Raw genomic sequence first — 18,873 nt, 5'->3', positions numbered from 1 at the left:
TTATTCCTCCTTTTTATTAGTTTGTATTTGTGAAATTATTTTTAAAATATATTCTTTTGTCATCCCCATATACATCGCTTCAGACAGTATTTTTGTTAATTCATTTTCTATTTTCTTTAGTTTTTCAGAATCTGCTACTTTTGCGGAGGGAGTAACGAAACTGCCTTTTCCTTTTATGGAGTGAATATATCCTTGTGTTTCTAGTTCTTTATACGCTTTTTGAATAGTATTGGGGTTCATAGTAAGCTCCATTGAAATAGTGCGCACTGAGGGTAGTTGGTGATTAGGCTTCAATATTTCACTAATTATAAGCTGCTTAAACTTTTCTACTAGTTGTTCGTAAAGGGGCAGCCGACTTCTTAAATCTAATTCAAACATCTTATTTCTCCTTTCCTTCTTATTTTAAATGTATAACATTAGTGTGTTAACTGTATTATTGAACACAATACAGTTATAGTATAGAGGATAAATATTACATTGTAAAGGTGTAAATATAAAATTAAATTATTTATAACAGTATAGGATAAAAAAATTCCAAAATAACGATGAAAAATGTATTGTTATTCACTAATATGTATGGTAAGATACATGTATATTAACTGGTTAACGCCAGTTATTACTGAGACTAAACTAGATAACAACATATCCTCTTTTTAGAATATAATTGTTAATCGGTTGTTAGATCTTAATATTTGAAAAAGGAGGAATGTTTAAAATGGCAGATAAAACTTTAGTATGTAAAGACTGTGGTAAAGATTTCGTATTCACTGAAGGCGAACAAGAATTCTACAAAGAAAAAGGATTCGACAATGAACCTCAAAGATGTGTTGATTGCAGAAGAGCAAGAAAACAACAAAATGACAGAGGATTCAGAAACTAGTAAAGAACTTACTATAAACCCTATGGGATTAAACCTATAGGGTTTTTTTTTTTGTAGGCAATTGGGAGACTATCAGTAGTTATCCTAATTAGGAAAGGGCATTTTTTTAAATTTTTTAATTTTATTATTCTTTGGATTATTATAAAACTTAACAATTTCCCACCAACCAGTAGAAGCAGCACCAAGGATGCAAGCTAGTATAGCGGTTTTAAAATTCAGCGCTACAGTTTTAAAAATAGGATGAGCAGCTGGAATATACACTATTGAAAATAACATCATTAAGGCTAAACTATTAATGTAAAGTCTAGCTTTGCTACCTTTTTCCTTAAAAATACTAAATAGATACTTAGTGTTGGATCTATTAACTAAGACTAAAATTACATTTCCGACTATCAGGCTCATTAAAGAAAAAGTTCTTGCATAGTCTGCACTTAGACCTGAGTCAACCATATAGTGGAAAGGTAAAAATGCTGCTAAAAACATTGTTGTACCCTGTAATAAAACTTTTTTTGTTAATGCTCTCGTTAGTAGAGGTTCATCTGGCGAGCGTGGGGGCTGATCCATTATATAATCTTCTGCTGGTTCACCTTCAAAAACTATAGAACAGGTTGGATCCAAAATTAACTCTAAAAGAACGATATGAACAGGTAGTAATATTTGTGGTAAGTTAAAAACAGGTGAAAATAACGCTAAGGCCATAATAGGAATGTGAATTATCATTATATATACCATAGCTTTACGAATGTTATCAAAAACCCTTCTTCCATCTTCTATGGAGTGAACTATAGTTGTAAAATTATCATCCATTAGAATCATATCGGCAGCTTCTTTCGCAACCTCTGTTCCTCTTTTGCCCATTGCAATACCTATATTAGCATTTTTTAGAGCTGGGGCATCGTTTACGCCATCACCAGTCATTGCAACAATTTCACCGTTCTTTTTAAGTGCCTTAACTATCTTCATTTTATGTTCTGGAATTACTCTTGAGAAAATATCACAATGCTTCACTGCCTCGTAAAGTTCATAGTCGGTCATAGCATCAATTTCATCTCCAGTAATAGCAGAGTTATTAAAATTAAGACCGATCTCATGTCCTATGGCTATAGCTGTTTTAGAATAATCTCCAGTTATCATCATTACTCTTACTCCAGCTTTTTTACATATATTTATAGCATCCTGTACGCCTTCTTTCGGTGGATCTTGAAGTCCGATTAATCCCTTAAAACATAATCTATACTCTTCTAAATTATCTTTAAGGGTACAAGTTACTAAATCAGCCAGTACAATAACTCTTAACCCATTGATAGCCATATCATCGATAATATTTAAAATTTTGGCTTCTTCATTTGGACTTAAATTACATAGTGGCAATATAGTTTCTGGGGAACCTTTAGCTGCTATATAATAGGTATCATTTTCTTTGTAAATGTTCGCCATTCTTTTGGTTTTAGGATCAAAAGCATGGGTTTTAGCTAACTCAAGATTGTAAAGCTCATTTATGTCTATTTTATCAGTGCCAGCTGCAACTATTGCTTTTTCCATAGGATCGTAGGGATCTTTTTCGCAAGCTAAAACTAAAAGCTTAGCTAAATCTTTATCCAGAAGTTTATCTGGGTCTATAAATTTGTTGTTATATATAGTTTTTACCCTCATAATATTTTGTGTGATTGTTCCTGTTTTATCTACGCAAAGAACGGTGGTGGAACCTAAAGTTTCCACTGCAGGTATACTGCGAATTAAGGTGTTCTTTTTAGCTAACCTAAATGCGCCTAGGGATAAGAATATTGTAAGCACTACGGGGAACTCTTCTGGAATAATGGCCATAGCCAAGGTTATACCCGCGAGTATACTCTCAACAAATTCACCAGTATGCATATAGGAAAGACTTATTACTATAATGCATAAAATAAAGCCAGCAATAGCTAATGTTTTTACTAAATGAGATACTTTCTTTTGAAGAGGAGAGGGTTCCTGATTTGTTTCATTTATAGCCTTTCCTATTTTTCCATATTCCGTTTCAAAGCCTATTGTCCTTACTCTAGCAGTGCATTTCCCGAAATTAGACAAAGTACCTTCATATAAATAATCCTGTTTCCAGTATTCCTTAGAGGAATCTATAGCTCCGGTGGGTAGCTTATATACAGGTTCGCTTTCTCCAGTAAGGGAAGATTCATCCACTGAGAAATTTGATTCTTCGATTACTTCACAATCTGCTGGAATACGATCTCCTTCTGATAAAAAAATTATATCAGAAGGCACAAGTTCGCAACTTTTAATTACTTGTTTTTTTTCATCCCTAAGGGCTATAACATGGGGTGCCGTCAAATCTTTTAAAGCATCCATAGTTTTTTCGGTTTTCCATTCCTGAACGAAGGTTATAGTAGCAACAAAAATAACAAAAATAAGCATTATACTACCTTCTCTTGGTTCACCTAAAATAAAATATAAGGTTGAGGCCCCTGCTAATAATAAAAACATAGGCTCTTTGAATACACTTAAAAATTTTATTATGGGATTAGACTTTTTAACTTTCGCAAGCTCATTAAAACCATATTTTTCTCTAAGAGTTTTTACCTCGATCTTACTCAAACCTTTTAATGAATTATCTTTCACTTATTACACCTCATTATCAATTAATAATACATATACTAACTACTATATGTTATGAACGTAGAAATGTTAAAGGTTTCAAAAAAAATAATATAAATATATATTATCAATTGATAATTATATGCAGATATTAATGAGAATTAATTGTGAATAATATGCATTAATATATGTTAATTGTTAATAAACAAGTGGATAGGAGAAACGATACCTATTTTTATGATGCTGTTTTTTTGATATGCTATAACTACAGAGCTTCATAATATATCTACAGTAGTAGTAAGGTGAAAATTTTGATTAATAAGACGAAACTGTAGTGAATGATATTAAAAAAACTGGATAAAATAATACTGTGGTTTATTTTATTAAATTAAAGATATAAAGTATCTGTGTGGGATATTAATAATGGTTTCTAATTGATAACAACAATTAAAAACTATTGAAAATATCATTGACATACTTTAGTTTTACGCATATTATAAAAATATAGACTAAAACTAATTGAGAATAACAATTTTATATTCTTGTTAGGTGAGGTTACTGTATAGAAATATGCTACTGCCCAGAAATGTCGAGAGACGCCAATGGGTCAGCAGGTACTACCGGATTAAGGTTTTACTTAATGTAGCTGACAACATTCATAGATAATATGAATGATTATGTTCTACGCTTTACAGTGCTAAAACTCAACGAGTGGAGAAGGTATTATTTGATTCGTATTGAATCTCTTCACTTGTTGTGGAGAGATTTTTTATTTTATGATATTTTAGAAGGAAAGTCTCCCACGTCTATAAGTGGAAGTTGCATACTATAACAAAGAAAAAACTTCAGTGGGAGTCTAAATATCCTTCTGAAGTCATTGATATTGCAGCTTCGCAGAAGATGATTTAAGGAGGTGATTGATATGGATGATGGCCCTGCGGATAGTAATTTAATAAACAAATTTAATGAATTTTATATCATTACCATAGCCAATCGCTATTTGATAGGTATGTTTTATTAAATATGTATTAGTTATGGTAGAAATATAAGGTTGCAGCATCGAAGACGATGATTTAACTAATTAAGTTTATTTAGATTACTATGAGATGTGTTAATTTTAATTCATAATACAAATCATAGGAGGTTTTAAAATGAAACATACAGTAAGTTTTATTAAAAGAAAATTTGGACTATTTGACATTATAATATTTGCATCAATAATAGCATTATTGTATATTTTGGTGTCACCAAGTATTAACCACACTTCAACTGGTCAAAGTGTAGTGATTTCAACAAGTCTATCAAAGCTTCCAATTTATGCTCTTAAGTCAGTTGGAAGAATGACGGCAGCATATATTTTATCATTAATATTTACATTTATATACGGATATATGGCTGCCCATAATGAAAAGGCAGAGAAGATTCTGGTACCTATACTCGATATTTTGCAATCAATTCCTGTACTTTCATTCTTGCCAGCTGTTGTTTTGGGATTAGTTGCAGTATTCCCTAATAATAACATAGGAATTGAAATTGCTTCAATTATTTTGATTTTTACCGGGCAGGCATGGAATATGACCTTTAGCTTTTATCATTCAATTAAGAATATTCCAAGAGATTTAAAAGAAGCAACTGAAGTTTTTCAATTAAGTAAATGGCAACAATTTAAAACCATGGAACTTCCATTTTCAGCTATAGGTCTTGTTTGGAATAGCATGATGTCTTGGGCTGGTGGTTGGTTCTTCCTAATGGCGTGTGAAATGTTTACCATAAAGGATAGAAATTTTAGACTTGAGGGTTTAGGATCTTATCTTCAAACAGCAGCTAATGAGGGAGATGAAAAAGCACTCTTGTGGGGAATAATTACATTAGTACTAGTGATTGTACTGCTAAACGAATTGGTTTGGAAACCTGTAATTGTATGGGCTGATAAATTCAAAGTAGAGCTTACTGGAAATGATGAAAAATCCCACTCCTTCATTCTTACAATGATAAGACGTTCAGTGATTATTGAATTTCTATCAGAAAAGGTATTTAGTAAAATTAAATTTTTTGCTAATAATATTATTGATAATTTAATAGGCAGATTTAGTAGTAGCAAATATTCGAGGGTTAGTATTTTAGGGAAGTTTATAAGCATAATAGTACGAATTATAATAATTATTTTACTTTGTTATTCGTTATTTAACGCGTTAAAACTTGTATCTACGGTTTCTCTTAATGAATTAAGCAAGTTTATTCCAGCTGTAGGAGCTTCATTAGTAAGAGTACTTGCTGCACAAGCTATAGCACTTTTATGGACAGTACCAGTTGGAGTTGCTATAGGAATGAATAAAAAGCTAGCAAATATATTTCAACCAATTATCCAAGTTATAGCATCGGTTCCAGCTACTGCACTATTTCCTGTAGTATTGGGATTATTTATGAGTGCTGTTGGAGGATTAAGTATAGCATCAGTCTTTCTGATGTTAATGGGAACGCAATGGTATATATTGTTTAATGTAATTGCAGGAGCAATGGCAATACCAGAGGATTTGGTAGCAGCTAGTAAGACTTTTGGACTTAAAGGCTTTAAAAAGTGGAAGATACTAATACTACCAGCAATATTTCCCTATCTCATAACTGGAATGATTACAGCTACAGGTGGGTGTTGGAATGCCACTATAGTATCTGAATATGTGAATTTTGGGAAAGAGACATTTAGCACTATAGGAATTGGAGCATTAATATCAGATGCAAGTAATAGTGGGGATTTTCCAATGCTTATTCTTAGTACAATCGTTATGTGTATAGTGGTAGTTACATTCAATAAGTTAATTTGGAAACCATTGTATAATTTAGCAGAAGTGAAGTATAAAATAGAACTATAGTAAGATAGAAAGAGGTGTTAGTAATGGCAAAGGTAAAAGAGTTTATTAAAGTAAGTGGAATAACTAAATATTATGGAGGTTCAGATAAGCCTACAATTGAAAATATAAATATAGATATTAATGAAGGAGATTTTGTTGGGATACTCGGACCATCTGGATCTGGTAAATCAACTATATTGAGAATAGTAACAGGTCTAATTCAGCCTGAAAAAGGTGAAGTTTTATTTGATGGTAAAAGAGTTAACGGCGTTAATCCCTATGCATCTATAGTATTTCAAACCTTTGCTTTATATCCATGGCTAACTGTACTTGAAAATGTAGAACTTGGGCTTAAAGCTAAAGGATTTCCTAAAGAATATACAACAGAGAAAGCAGAAGATTTAATAAATCTTATAGGGCTAGATGGATTTGAAGAGGCTTATCCTAAAGAACTATCAGGTGGTATGAGACAAAGAGTTGGATTTGCTAGGGCACTTGCCGTTGAGCCTAAACTTCTGTGTTTGGACGAACCTTTTTCTGCACTAGATTTTTTAACGGCTGAAAATTTAAGAACTGAACTTATAGATTTATGGACAGATAAAAGAATGCCAATGAAAAGTGTGATAATGATAACTCACAATATTGAAGAAGCAGTACTTATGGCTAATAAAATAATAATATTAAGCAAAAATCCTGCAAGGGTAATTGCAGAATTAAAGGTAGACCTACCTCACCCAAGAAATAGGAAGTCTCCTGAATTTGAAAGTATTGTAGATAACATCTATAAAATTTTGACCAGTGGGAAATTAGAAGAAAAGATTGAAGACAAAGAAGTAACTGAAGCTATAAATGAAAATAAAGAAAAACCTGTTCTAATACCAAAAGCTCCTATAGGGGTTATGTCAGGTCTTCTTGAACTCATTGACGATAATGATGGCAAAATGGATATCTATCAGCTTGGACGTGATTTAATGATGGAAAGTGATGATTTACTTCCAAATATTGAAGGTACATGTATGCTTAATTTCGCTGAAATAAAAGAGGGAGATATAATTATTACAACGCTTGGAAAAGAATTCGTTGAAGCTGATATAGAAGATAGCAAAACTATATTTAAAAATCAGATTAAAAATATTTCAACGTTTAGAGTTATTGAAAATGTGTTAAATAGTAAGAGAAATAAGACTATGAAAGAAGAATTTTTTAAGGAACTATTTATGCAGCATTTTTCAACTTATGAAGTAGAAAATACAATGGGTTCAATAATTGATTGGGGTAGGTATGCAGAGGTATTTAATTACGATCATGACTCTGAAGAATTATTTTTAGAAAATGAGGATAATAACGGTTATATCAATTAGTATTAAATTTACACTAGAACAAAAATAACTGTTATAATAAACATCTAGATTTCAGATTTATCTGTTGTGTAGGTGTTTTTTTATTATAGACTATCATAATTCTTAAGCTAAATCTAAGAGTTTTTTAATCTATTTTTAATCTTACAAATATACAATATGAAATATGGTAAAAGTTATAAAAGCGCCATATAACGAAAGGGGAAAAAACATGGATATTTAACTGTATAAATTACAATATTACAGGAAGGGTATATGAAAAATATAGCTATTTTTACAAGAATATATTATAGAAGGAGTAGTCGAAAATGAATATGATATTTTTTAGATTAATAAATAATTTGGCAAGTAAGAATATAACATTAGATTGGATTATGATTTTCTTTGCAAAATATGTACCGTATATATTTATGGCAGTTATTGCAATGGTATTTGTTATAGGAATTATAAAAAATAATTCTGACTATAGAAAAGTTGCTGTTAATACTTCTATTATTACAGTAATTAATTTAATACTAGCTTTTATCATTGGAGGTATATACTATGTAGACAGACCATTTGTGCATAATAAGGTGAATTTATTATTACCTCATGCAAAAAATGCATCATTTCCAAGTGATCATGTTATAGGAACAATGAGCATAGCATTAGGAATTGAAAAATATAACAAGTTGGTTAGTATAATATTAATAATATTATCAATTATTATGGGCTTTTCAAGAGTATATGTTGGGCATCACTATCCTATGGATACTATAGGAGCATATGTAATTGTTTTTGTAACAAGTTATATTTATAACTTGAAATTAAGGAGCAAAGTTGAAAAGTTATATGAAGTGGCTGAAAAGAAAATAACAACAATATTAGGGACTAAGTCATCATATAATGAAATTTAATATTTTTTAATTAGTATCAATTAGATAAATATAAAAACACCCCATCAAATGGATTTACAACTTTCTTTAGTTGTGTCCGTTAAATGGGGTGTGATTTTTATAAAAATAATGAATATGAGTTTAAAACTATTTGACATGTATTAAGTAGAAATTAATATTTTTATCGCCCCAACCTAAATCCCAAGGTACATGATATCTATCAATAGTGTGAGTATTAACAAGAGGATAACCATGAGAATCAAAACCGGTAACCATAGCAAAATGATCTATATCGCTACCTTTGGCATAACATATAAGATCGCCTATATCCAATTTTTGTACTGCACCACATGGATAACCAGGAATGGGAGAAATTAATTCCTTAAATGTCCCTTTTCCTAGTAGTTTTCCTCTGCCACTATAAAGTAAATAATTTTTAAAGGCATCAGCATTAACCCATGCCGAGCTTCCGTCAGCTCCGTCATATTTTTTGTAAGTACAGTTCCAAGTGCCATCAAATTTTAGGCCACCACCCTCTTTATCTCCCATTGATTGAGATACGTAATTTGTACAATTTCCACCGATACCGGTATAGTTTGTGTACCTTTTATTATATTTTGTTGAATTTCCACTTGCCCATGGTATTCCACAATATTTATCTGCGTATTTAACAGCATTTATTTTGTCATAATGACCTTTGGTAATAACTTTTAATTCAGATGATATTTTAGGGCAATTTTCCAGCTTATAAATAGGCTGTTTATTAGCATTAAGTTTGACGTCTTTTATTTCACCTAAATAAGATTTTAATGCATCTTCAAAGCAATCTAAATACCAATCGGAATAAACTACCCATTTCCCTTCTTTTTTGATTAATTCAATAGAGTGTGTTAATCCTACTCCAAAAACATTTGTAGTGGGTGCTATATCATTTTTATAAGAATACTGAAATTTGTAATATTCATCCACTAATAAGCGAATGCCTCTTTTGGTACTAGTTATTTTTCTAACTTTGGGGGTAGATTCAACTTTTATAAAATTCATATCTCTTTGACTTGACCAATCATTAAAATAACTTAATCTTTTTACTTCATGTTCTAAACTCCATTTCCCAAGTTTTTGAGAGGTATCAAAATAATTAGGGAGATTAGTAAGATCTTTAGTAATAAACATGGAGCAACGTTCTTTATAAATATCTTCGAGTGCTTTTGTAACTTCAGTTTTATCAGAATCTACTAAAGATATTGTAGGAATAGCAGTATCTTTATTGATATAAAAAGTATCTGGTTTATAGCAAAATAAACACAACAATAAAATAAAAGGAAAAATGATAATAGAAATACGAATTCGGTTAATGCTTTTTCTCATGAATTGATACACCTCCAATCTATTTAAAGCAATAATAAAATAAGTACTAATTTAGTATTCCACATTATTAAGATTTCTTGCAAAATTTAAAAATAAATTATTGTTAAATGTTGAAGAATTATTCATCAAAACAGAGTTAGCTAATATACTTTATAATGGCAATTAATTTTTGTGAGGTAGATTATGTATGGCATATAGGGATACAACAAATGAAGTCCTTAATATTTCTTTACCTGTAGTTGCGGAGATAACAGTATATACATTAATGTCCATTTTTGATTTGATGATGATTGGCAAATATGGCGGGAATGTAGCAGTAAGTGCTGTGGGATTAAGTAATAATTTAACAAATGCATTCATAGGAATATTTGTTTTAGGAGGTTTTTGTATAAGTATTGTTTCACTAGTTTCTAGACTGGTAGGTGCAAAGCAGTATAAAACCGCTGAAAAATTCGCAGCAATAGGATTAATTTTAGGTGTTATATTTTGTTTAATTATTACAATTTTTATTTTTAATTTTGGAAAAGAGCTTCTTTATATACTTGGAGCTAGAAATAGAATTTTAGAAATAGGATATTCATTTATAAAAATTAACTCTATAGCTATGTTTTTTTGTATGAATATGAGGCTTTTAAATTCTATTTTAATAGGATATGGAAACACTTTTATACCATTCATATGTTCCTTAATTGTAATTTCTTTTAAAATGATTTTTAATTACTTATTAATTTTTGGTATCGCATTTAAAGCAAGGGGGATAGAAGGATTGGCTATAGCTTCTATAATTGCTTATTTAGGTGGTTTTATTTTTTCATTTTACTATACTGTTTTTAAGGCTAAAATTAAGTTTAAACCCTTTTTTATTTTCAGTATTACTTTTAAAGATGTCAAAAAAATATTAGCACTCGCCATTCCTTGTTCATTGGAAGAAACAGTTTTTAGCATTAGCAAATTGATATGTGTTGCCATTATAATTCATTCAGGAAGCGTTTCCTATGCAGCGGATGAAATAGCTAATATGATAGAAGGAATTTCAGTTATGCCTAGTACTGGATTTGGAATCGCAGTTATTACTTTAGTAGGGCTTAATATAGGGAAAAAAGATTATAAAAAAGCAAAAATAACTGCGTATAATTGTGTTTTTTATGCTGTATTTATGATGGGCATATTTGCAATAATATTCTTATTTATGTCCAACATTCTGGTAAAGTTTTTTGTAAATGAAAATGAAAAGAGGGTTGCTTATTTAGCAGGGAAATGTCTTGCCATCGGAGCAGTAGAGCAACCGTTTATAGGTATATCGGTAGTCTTCGCTGGTGCATTAAAGGGGTTAGGAGACGTTAAAAGTCCGTTTTTTATTTGTTGTTTTACAAGTTGGATTATAAGATTACCATTAACATATTATTTTATTTATATTTTAAAATACCCGATTACAGCGGTATGGTGGATTACAGCGGTGCAATGGGGAATTGATGCATTGCTCATGTTTTGCCTCTTTAAATACAAATTTAATAAATTGTCGAAAAAGTCAATAAGGCTGTAGATAATTACAAGGATAATATAAAACATATATTATGATTGCTATACATATGGAATTTAAATTATAGTAATTAGTATACCTAATTTATTATATATTATGTATACAATAAGCAAAGATAATACAATTATTTTTAGGACAATACAGTAAATTCCACTTATTATATAGATTACTTAGGGTAAAATAAATTTAATGAACAAAATATGTTTTATTAAATTTAAGGAGGAGAAATTGTGAAAAAGAAATATTTAATTAGATTTATAATTATATCCCTTGGGGTATTTTATTTATCTGTTAATTCTTGTTTATTAGGTAGCCAAAGAGCATCAGGTTATTCTATAGCAAATAAAAAAGATGAAAAAGTTATATATTTAACCTTTGATGATGGACCTAGTGTTATGACAGATAAAGTTTTGGATATACTTAAAGAGAATAATGTAAAGGCTACTTTTTTTCTTATAGGAAATCAAATTAAAGGTCAAGAAGCTGTAGTAAAGAGAATATATAATGAAGGGCATAATATAGGGCTGCATTCTTATACGCATGAATATAAGAATATATACCCCAGTAGAAAGGGGTTTATTTCTGAAATGTTACAAACTCAGAAAGAAATTAATTCACTTATAGGAACTAATCCAACAATAATAAGATTTCCGTCTGGTAGTAGTAAACATTTAACTAAGGCTTTTTTAGAGCAACTTCATAGCTATAATTTTAAAGTATATGATTGGAATGCTACTATGTCTGATGGAATCAACGCTAAATTTCCCGCTGATAAGTTGTATACAGAAGCTACAAAAAATACCGTTACGAAGCATCCTATAATATTGCTTATGCATTGTGATTATATGCATAAAAACACATGTAAGGCACTACCTAGGGTAATAAAATTCTATAAAGATAATGGATACGAATTTAAAGTTATTAATGATGAAACTCCTGAAAATTATTTTCCTATTAAAAAATAATATGCAAATAAATTAGTTGAATAATATTTTCAAACAACAAAATAACTGTAATATAAGCTTAAATTTCGATTTTTTTTAATTGATATTTAAGCTTTATATTATGGAATACTAGATTGTTTATAAAGTAGTGTATAATATAATATATATTATTTAATACATATTGGGGGAATACATATGATTAGAGGTATAAGTTTAGTCGCAGGTTCTGAATCTACAAAAATAGCTTTGTTAAAGCAACTTGAAGAATACATAGATATCAAATATGTAAAAAGCTATGCCATAGAAAATAACAAAATTCATGACATAATAGAAAATGATTTGGTAATTCTTTCAGGCGAAATTGTTAAGCAGGAGTTAATTGAAAAGAATTTGTTAAATACTAAATGTGATATCATTATTGCAAAGAGAACTATAAATTATGACCATATTGATGAAATATTCTTAATACCGGAAAATACTGAAGTGCTCTTTGTGAATGATTTAAAAGAAAGTACATATGAAATGATAGAAATATTTAAGGAATTGGGTATTGACCACATTAAATGCGTACCATATTATCCAGGAATCTTAGAAATTAATAAAAGAATAAAAATCGCTATAACTCCAGGGGAGACAGATAAAATTCCTCGTTTTATAGAAAAAAATTATGATATAGGACCAAGAATAATGGATCCTACTACAATAATAAAAATTTTAGTTAAGCTAGATCTATTAGAAAAAAAATCATTTGTATTTTCTCAAAATTATCTTTTCAAAATAATTAATATTGCAGAAAAATTAGGTAAATATAATAATAAAATAATCAAGATGAATTCACATCTTAATTATGTTATTGATGGACTTCAGCAAGGGTTAATTGTATATGATAAAAATGGAATAATAAATGTATTAAATGAAGACCTAAAATGCAGTTTAAAAATAAGTAATAATAAATTAGTAGGTAAAAGACTCAAAAATGTGGTGTATAATAAAAAACTTTTAGAATACCTTATGGATAATACAGAGTTTGGTGAAAAAGGGTTTAATTTAGAGGGGATAGATTTATCGGTTAATAAATTTCAAATTGAAGATAATGATTATACAGTAGCAGTATTTAAGAAGTACTATGATACAACAAATGATAACAAGGAAAAAAATCTTATAACAAAAGGATTGGTTGCTAAATATTCCTTTGATGATATTATAAGTGATAATTCAAATATGCAAAAAACAAAAAACATAGCAAGAAAATTAGCAAAAACAGATTTAACTATATTAATTGAAGGAGAGAATGGTACGGGAAAAGAACTTTTTGCTAGTGCTCTACATAAAAGCTCAAGACGTAGCAAAGAACCGTTTCTCGCCGTAAATTGTAGCTCATTACCTGATGAGCTTATTGAAAGTGAATTATTTGGGTATGAAGATGGAGCATTTACAGGTGCAAAAAAGGGTGGAAAACCCGGTTTATTTGAGCAAGCAAATGGAGGGACTATTTTTTTGGATGAGATAGGAGATATTTCATTAAAAGTTCAAATAAGATTACTTAGAGTGCTTCAAGAGAAAGAAGTTATGAGGATAGGCGGTAATGGCATAATACCTGTAGACGTTAATATAATAGTAGCCACCAATAGAAATTTGTTTAAAATGATAGAAGAAGGCCAATTTAGAAAGGATTTATATTACAGATTAAAAATAGGATACCTTAAAATCCCCCCCCCTACGTGATCGTAAAGAGGATATAGAGCCGCTAATGAAATGTTTCCTAAATATGGAAAGTAGACAAGAGATTAAAATTGATAGTGATGTAATTGAAATATTAAAAAGATATGATTGGTATGGGAATGTACGCGAACTTAGAAATACAATAAACTATATGCTTGCTATAAGAGATAGTGATACTATAACATTAAATGAACTGCCAGATATAAGTTTCTTTCAAAATTATGATACTAAAATTAATGGAAGTTCATGTTTAACTATTGATTATTTAGATAGGGAACTTAAGTATATACTAATGCAGGTACATAAATTGAGTAATGAAAGAATAATTGTAGGAAGAAAGATTATTTCAGAAGAAAGTAAAAAAAATAACTTTAATATGAGCGAATCAATGGTTAGAACTAGATTAGAAAGGTTAGAAAGAAAGGGCTTAATAGTAAAAGGTAAAGGAAAAAAAGGTACGTGCCTTACAGAGTTAGGTGAAAAAGTAGTATTACAAAAATAAAATAAAATAAAATTTAATATGTTAATTTAAAGATACATTATAATGAATGGTGACCATTAAGCATAATTGGATGCTATGTGGTCACCATTCATTTTTAGTATGTAAAAATAATTGAGACTATGACTAACTTATATAGGCAATTAACTCAATTTAACAAAAATATAAATTGGCATATAAATTGCTACTATATAAAACATATGAATTAAAGGGGGAATCATAATGGTGCAAAATAAAAAGAAAAACTGTGATTTTAAAATGCCGGACACTTATGTAATCGTATTCTTTGTTGTTTTATTAGCGGCACTATTAACTTATGTCATGCCTGTAGGCAGATTTGAGATTAATTATAAAGCTTATGATGATAATGGCAAAAAAATTGTTGAAGTTGCAGATGGGCAAAAAGCTTCTTTTCAGGTACATAACCAAAAGTATATTATTGACGCTTCAGGTGAAAAAACTTTATTAATTGAAGAAGGTAAAGATGAACCAGTAGGTGAAATAAATAAGGGCAAGGCTAAGGCTTTAGAAGTAAAAAAAGATGATAAGGTATCTTTTAAGATAGTACAGGAATTTGGTGAATTTTTTTCAACGGGAGAAAGAAAAGGAGTTAAACTATTTGCAAGTGGTGGGGAGGTGGGCTTCCTTAATTATATATTTGAGGGTCTTGTAAAAGGAGACAAGTGGGGAAGTGCGGTAGGTGTTATAGCATTTATTTTAGTAGTCGGTGGTGCATTTGGAATTATATTAAAAACTGGCGCTGTTGAGGAAGGTATTCTTTCAATGATAAGTAAAACCAAAGGGAAAGAGGTTATACTTATACCATTGATCTTCTTGTTGTTTTCATTGGGAGGTGCTGTATTTGGTATGTCGGAGGAAGCAATTCCATTTGCTATGATTATTATTCCATTAGTAATAGCTATGGGATATGATGCAATAGTTGGTATTATGATTACTTATGGTGCAACCCAAATAGGGTTTGGTACATCATGGATGAATCCATTTAATGTGGCCATTGCACAAGGCATCGCAGGTATACCTATTTTGTCTGGTGCAGGATTTAGGATAGTTTTATGGGTATTCTTCACTACATTAGGAATCGCATATACCTGGTTTTATGCTAAAAAGATCAGAAAAAATCCATTATTATCAGTTGCATATGAATCAGACGGCTTTTATAGAAAGGATTTCAAAAAAAAAGATCTTAAGGATATTGATTTTACATTTGGACATAAGTTAGTGCTTGTTACCATAGTACTCGGAATGGTATGGGTTGTATATGGGGTTACTAAATACGGATACTATATTCCGGAAATTGCAACAGTATTTTTTACCATAGGACTTGTTTCAGGTATTATTGCTGTAATATTTAAGCTTAACAATATGAGTGTAAACGATATTTCAATTTCATTCAAAGAAGGAGCAAAAGACTTAGTTGGGGCTGCATTAGTAGTAGGTATGGCACAGGGTATTATTTTAGTACTTGGAGATTCGTCTCCTGTAACTAACTCTGTTCTAAATACTATGCTTAATGGTATGGCTATTACACTTGGGGGGCTTTCTTCAGGATTAAATGCATGGTTTATGTATATATTCCAAGCGATATTTAACTTCTTTGTTGTTTCTGGATCAGGTCAAGCGGCTATAACAATGCCACTCATGGCACCACTTGCAGATATGGTAGGTGTAAGCAAACAAGTTGCAGTATTGGCTTTCCAATTAGGTGATGGCTTTTCAAATCTAATTGTTCCAACTTCAGGATGTTTAATGGCGGTATTAGGTGTTGCAAAATTAGACTGGGGTAAATGGGCAAAATTCCAAATGAAATTTCAAGGTGTATTATTTGTTATATCTTCAATTGTAATGTTTACAGCTGTAGCAATAGGATACTAAAATACTTAAAATGAAAGGAGAATTAGCATGTTAACGTTAATTAAGGGAGGAAAAGTATACTCGCCACAGTATATGGGAAAGAAAGATATTTTAATATGTGGTGATAAAATAGAGCTTATAGAGGATAGTATTAATATAGAAAATAGTGGGTTAGAAATTAAAGTCATAGAAGCATATGGGAAAGTGGTATTCCCAGGATTCATTGATTCGCATGTCCATATTTTAGGAGGAGGAGGAGAGGGTGGATTTAAAACTCGAACTCCAGAAATAAATTTATCTGATTTAACAACTGCAGGGGTAACTACAGTAATTGGGTGTTTAGGAACTGATGGTATATCAAGAGATGTGAAGTCTTTACTTGCAAAGGCAAGAGCCCTTGAAGAAGAAGGAGTATCAACATTCATATATACAGGATCGTATAAGATACCGATTAAATCTATAACCGGAAATGTGCAAGAAGATATTATTTTAATTGATAAAATTATTGGTGTTGGAGAAGTAGCCCTGTCAGACCATCGATCAAGCAATCCAACATTTGAACAGTTCTCACAATTAGCAGGAGATGCAAGGGTAGCTGGGATGTTATCTGGAAAGGCAGGAGTCATAAATGTTCATATGGGTGATGGTAAGAATGAACTTAATTATCTGGATAGGTTAGCTGAAGAAACGGATATACCGCTAACTCAAATTATTCCAACACATATAAATAGGAATCCATCCTTATTTAAAAAAGGTTTAGAATATGCAAAAAATGGTGGGTATGTTGATTTAACGACAAGTACTACAAAAAAATTTCTAGAAGAAGGAGAACTGAAATGCAGCACTGGTCTTAGAATTATGCTTGAGGGATGTGTTAATATTAAGAATATAACATTTACTTCAGATGGACAAGGAAGCCTTCCAGACTTCGATGATAAAGGAGAATGTATTGGTCTTAAGATTGGGAGATGTGATTCGCTATATAAAGAGGTAAGAGATGCTATAATGAATGAAAATGTTAGTATAGAAAATGCAATTAGTGTAATAACATCAAATCCTGCAGAACACTTAAAACTGAAAACAAAAGGATACTTAAAGGTTGGATTTGATGCAGATATTATTGTAGTTAATGAAGATGATTTAAATATCAATACTGTAGTAGCGAAGGGTATAACAATGATTCATAAAAATAAGGTTTTGGTTAAGGGAATATTTGAAAAATAAACAAGCTATTAGTTGTAAAATATATATTTTACAACTAATAGCTTGTTTATTTTTATTTATTTTTATTTATAATATCTATTAAAATATTCATTCTTTCATGAATATTTGGTTCTATGTTATCACGCTTATAATGAAAATCATTTGGATCTAATAAGTAACTATGAGTTACTCCAAACAGTGTTTTATTTTCCTTGATTCCTTTTTCAAATATTTCTGAAAGTTTTTCAATGTTAAAGTATTCGAGTCTTAACTCTTCATTCTCATTTTGTGCGTAGACAGGTAAAGAAGTTAATATATTTTTTGTTACTTTATACTGAGGTCTGTAAATATTGTGAGATTCATATTTTATATTAGTTAACTCTGATAATATTTTTGCTGTATTATCATCTATTGAAAAATATCCTCCACGAAAAGCCTCAATAGGCTCAATTCCTATTTTTGAAATATATTCGTAACAATGCTTTATTATAATCTTTTGCTGATCATAAGGGTAGTAGGATATTAAATCTTCATCGCTTTTTATAAATGGACAAAGCTTTTCTATATGTTCTGGTAAATTATTTGGATGAATATGAAGGCCAAATATAACTTTATAATTATTTTTTATCTTTTCTATTAGATCTAGCTCATTCATCATTTCGGCAAAAAACGGAGTTATGAATAAAAGTGTATATATATTGTTCTCGGAATTTAATTTTAAGAGCCTCTCTAAATTCATTACATTGTTTTTTAAATTTTTATCGAAATTGTATCCTTCACAATCTATAGTTAAAATAAAATCGAAATTTGGATATTTAATATACTTATCTAAAAAATACTTCATAAATTAACACAACCTCCTAATAAACATTGCAAACTTGCAATTTGCATTGTATAATCAAATTATAGTAAGTAACAACTTAATTATACAATGCAGATTGTTACTTGTCAAAAGTTAGTAACACCCAGTCTCACACTGCTTCATAATACAATTTTAAAATTAATACTTTATAATTTTAAAGCCTTTCAAAATATAATTCAATTATTAGTACATCTATTTTTCAAAAACAAAAAAATAAAACTAAGAAGGATAAAGGTGTTATTTTTTTAAAAATAACAACTATTTATTTTGGTTCTGCAATTTTTCAAAAAAAATCAAACAAAAGAAGAGAAA

The 18,873-nt window shown here is 30.0% G+C and carries 14 protein-coding genes and 1 riboswitch; of the genes, 10 read left to right on the top strand and 4 right to left on the bottom strand.

What is annotated here, in order from left to right; translation table 11 throughout:
* Positions 1–378, bottom strand: a complete 378-nt coding sequence (locus tag ACWJKP_RS17065) for a GntR family transcriptional regulator (RefSeq protein WP_165413015.1) — start codon at positions 376–378, stop codon at positions 1–3.
* Between the two features lie 337 nt (positions 379–715).
* Between ACWJKP_RS17065 and ACWJKP_RS17060 the strand changes: the two genes are divergently transcribed.
* A complete protein-coding gene (locus tag ACWJKP_RS17060; RefSeq protein ID WP_165413014.1) occupies positions 716–880 on the top strand; it encodes a zinc-ribbon domain-containing protein in 165 nt (54 codons plus the stop codon).
* 84 nt (positions 881–964) lie between these two features.
* Here ACWJKP_RS17060 and ACWJKP_RS17055 read toward each other — a convergent pair whose 3' ends face one another.
* A complete protein-coding gene (locus ACWJKP_RS17055; protein ID WP_462961325.1) occupies positions 965–3,493 on the bottom strand; it encodes a cation-translocating P-type ATPase in 2,529 nt (842 codons plus the stop codon).
* A gap of 510 nt (positions 3,494–4,003) precedes the next feature.
* Positions 4,004–4,193, top strand: a riboswitch (M-box (ykoK) riboswitch).
* 427 nt (positions 4,194–4,620) lie between these two features.
* Between ACWJKP_RS17055 and ACWJKP_RS17050 the strand changes: the two genes are divergently transcribed.
* The 3 genes from ACWJKP_RS17050 to ACWJKP_RS17040 all read left to right on the top strand — a co-directional run bounded on the left by ACWJKP_RS17050 (position 4,621) and on the right by ACWJKP_RS17040 (position 8,572).
* Positions 4,621–6,339, top strand: a complete 1,719-nt coding sequence (locus ACWJKP_RS17050) for an ABC transporter permease (RefSeq protein WP_165413012.1) — start codon at positions 4,621–4,623, stop codon at positions 6,337–6,339.
* A gap of 23 nt (positions 6,340–6,362) precedes the next feature.
* Positions 6,363–7,679, top strand: a complete 1,317-nt coding sequence (locus tag ACWJKP_RS17045) for an ABC transporter ATP-binding protein (protein WP_165413011.1) — start codon at positions 6,363–6,365, stop codon at positions 7,677–7,679.
* A 305-nt stretch (positions 7,680–7,984) separates the two neighbouring features.
* Positions 7,985–8,572 carry a phosphatase PAP2 family protein gene (locus ACWJKP_RS17040; RefSeq protein ID WP_165413010.1) on the top strand — a complete coding sequence of 196 codons (588 nt, stop codon included), beginning with the start codon at positions 7,985–7,987 and terminating at the stop codon, positions 8,570–8,572.
* A gap of 126 nt (positions 8,573–8,698) precedes the next feature.
* On the opposite strand, the gene ACWJKP_RS17035 is transcribed toward ACWJKP_RS17040, so the two are convergent.
* The gene (locus ACWJKP_RS17035; protein ID WP_165413009.1) at positions 8,699–9,919 is read right to left on the bottom strand and encodes an amidase domain-containing protein; all 1,221 of its coding nucleotides are present in this window, start codon (positions 9,917–9,919) and stop codon (positions 8,699–8,701) included.
* A 187-nt stretch (positions 9,920–10,106) separates the two neighbouring features.
* Here ACWJKP_RS17035 and ACWJKP_RS17030 point away from each other — a divergent pair, with 187 nt between their 5' ends.
* From ACWJKP_RS17030 to iadA, 6 genes are all read left to right on the top strand, one after another.
* Complete coding sequence (locus tag ACWJKP_RS17030; protein WP_165413008.1) at positions 10,107–11,462, top strand: MATE family efflux transporter; 1,356 nt, start codon at positions 10,107–10,109, stop codon at positions 11,460–11,462.
* Positions 11,463–11,689: 227 nt separating this feature from the next.
* Complete coding sequence (locus tag ACWJKP_RS17025) at positions 11,690–12,424, top strand: polysaccharide deacetylase family protein (protein WP_165413007.1); 735 nt, start codon at positions 11,690–11,692, stop codon at positions 12,422–12,424.
* 174 nt (positions 12,425–12,598) lie between these two features.
* On the top strand, positions 12,599–14,128 hold the full coding sequence (locus ACWJKP_RS17020) for a sigma 54-interacting transcriptional regulator (protein ID WP_462961324.1): 1,530 nt from the start codon (positions 12,599–12,601) through the stop codon (positions 14,126–14,128).
* 25 nt (positions 14,129–14,153) lie between these two features.
* Positions 14,154–14,627 carry an AAA-type ATPase lid domain-containing protein gene (locus ACWJKP_RS17015; protein ID WP_462961323.1) on the top strand — a complete coding sequence of 158 codons (474 nt, stop codon included), beginning with the start codon at positions 14,154–14,156 and terminating at the stop codon, positions 14,625–14,627.
* Between the two features lie 219 nt (positions 14,628–14,846).
* The gene (gene yfcC, locus ACWJKP_RS17010; protein WP_202881867.1) at positions 14,847–16,517 is read left to right on the top strand and encodes a putative basic amino acid antiporter YfcC; all 1,671 of its coding nucleotides are present in this window, start codon (positions 14,847–14,849) and stop codon (positions 16,515–16,517) included.
* A 27-nt stretch (positions 16,518–16,544) separates the two neighbouring features.
* A complete protein-coding gene (gene iadA, locus ACWJKP_RS17005) occupies positions 16,545–17,720 on the top strand; it encodes a beta-aspartyl-peptidase (protein ID WP_165413005.1) in 1,176 nt (391 codons plus the stop codon).
* A gap of 52 nt (positions 17,721–17,772) precedes the next feature.
* On the opposite strand, the gene ACWJKP_RS17000 is transcribed toward iadA, so the two are convergent.
* Entirely contained in the window at positions 17,773–18,543 is a 771-nt protein-coding gene (locus tag ACWJKP_RS17000) for a polysaccharide deacetylase family protein (RefSeq protein WP_165413004.1), read from the bottom strand.
* Positions 18,544–18,873 lie beyond the last annotated feature (330 nt).

Source organism: Clostridium sp. CM037, assembly GCF_055081095.1.
This window is presented reverse-complemented; position numbering and strand designations above follow the sequence as displayed.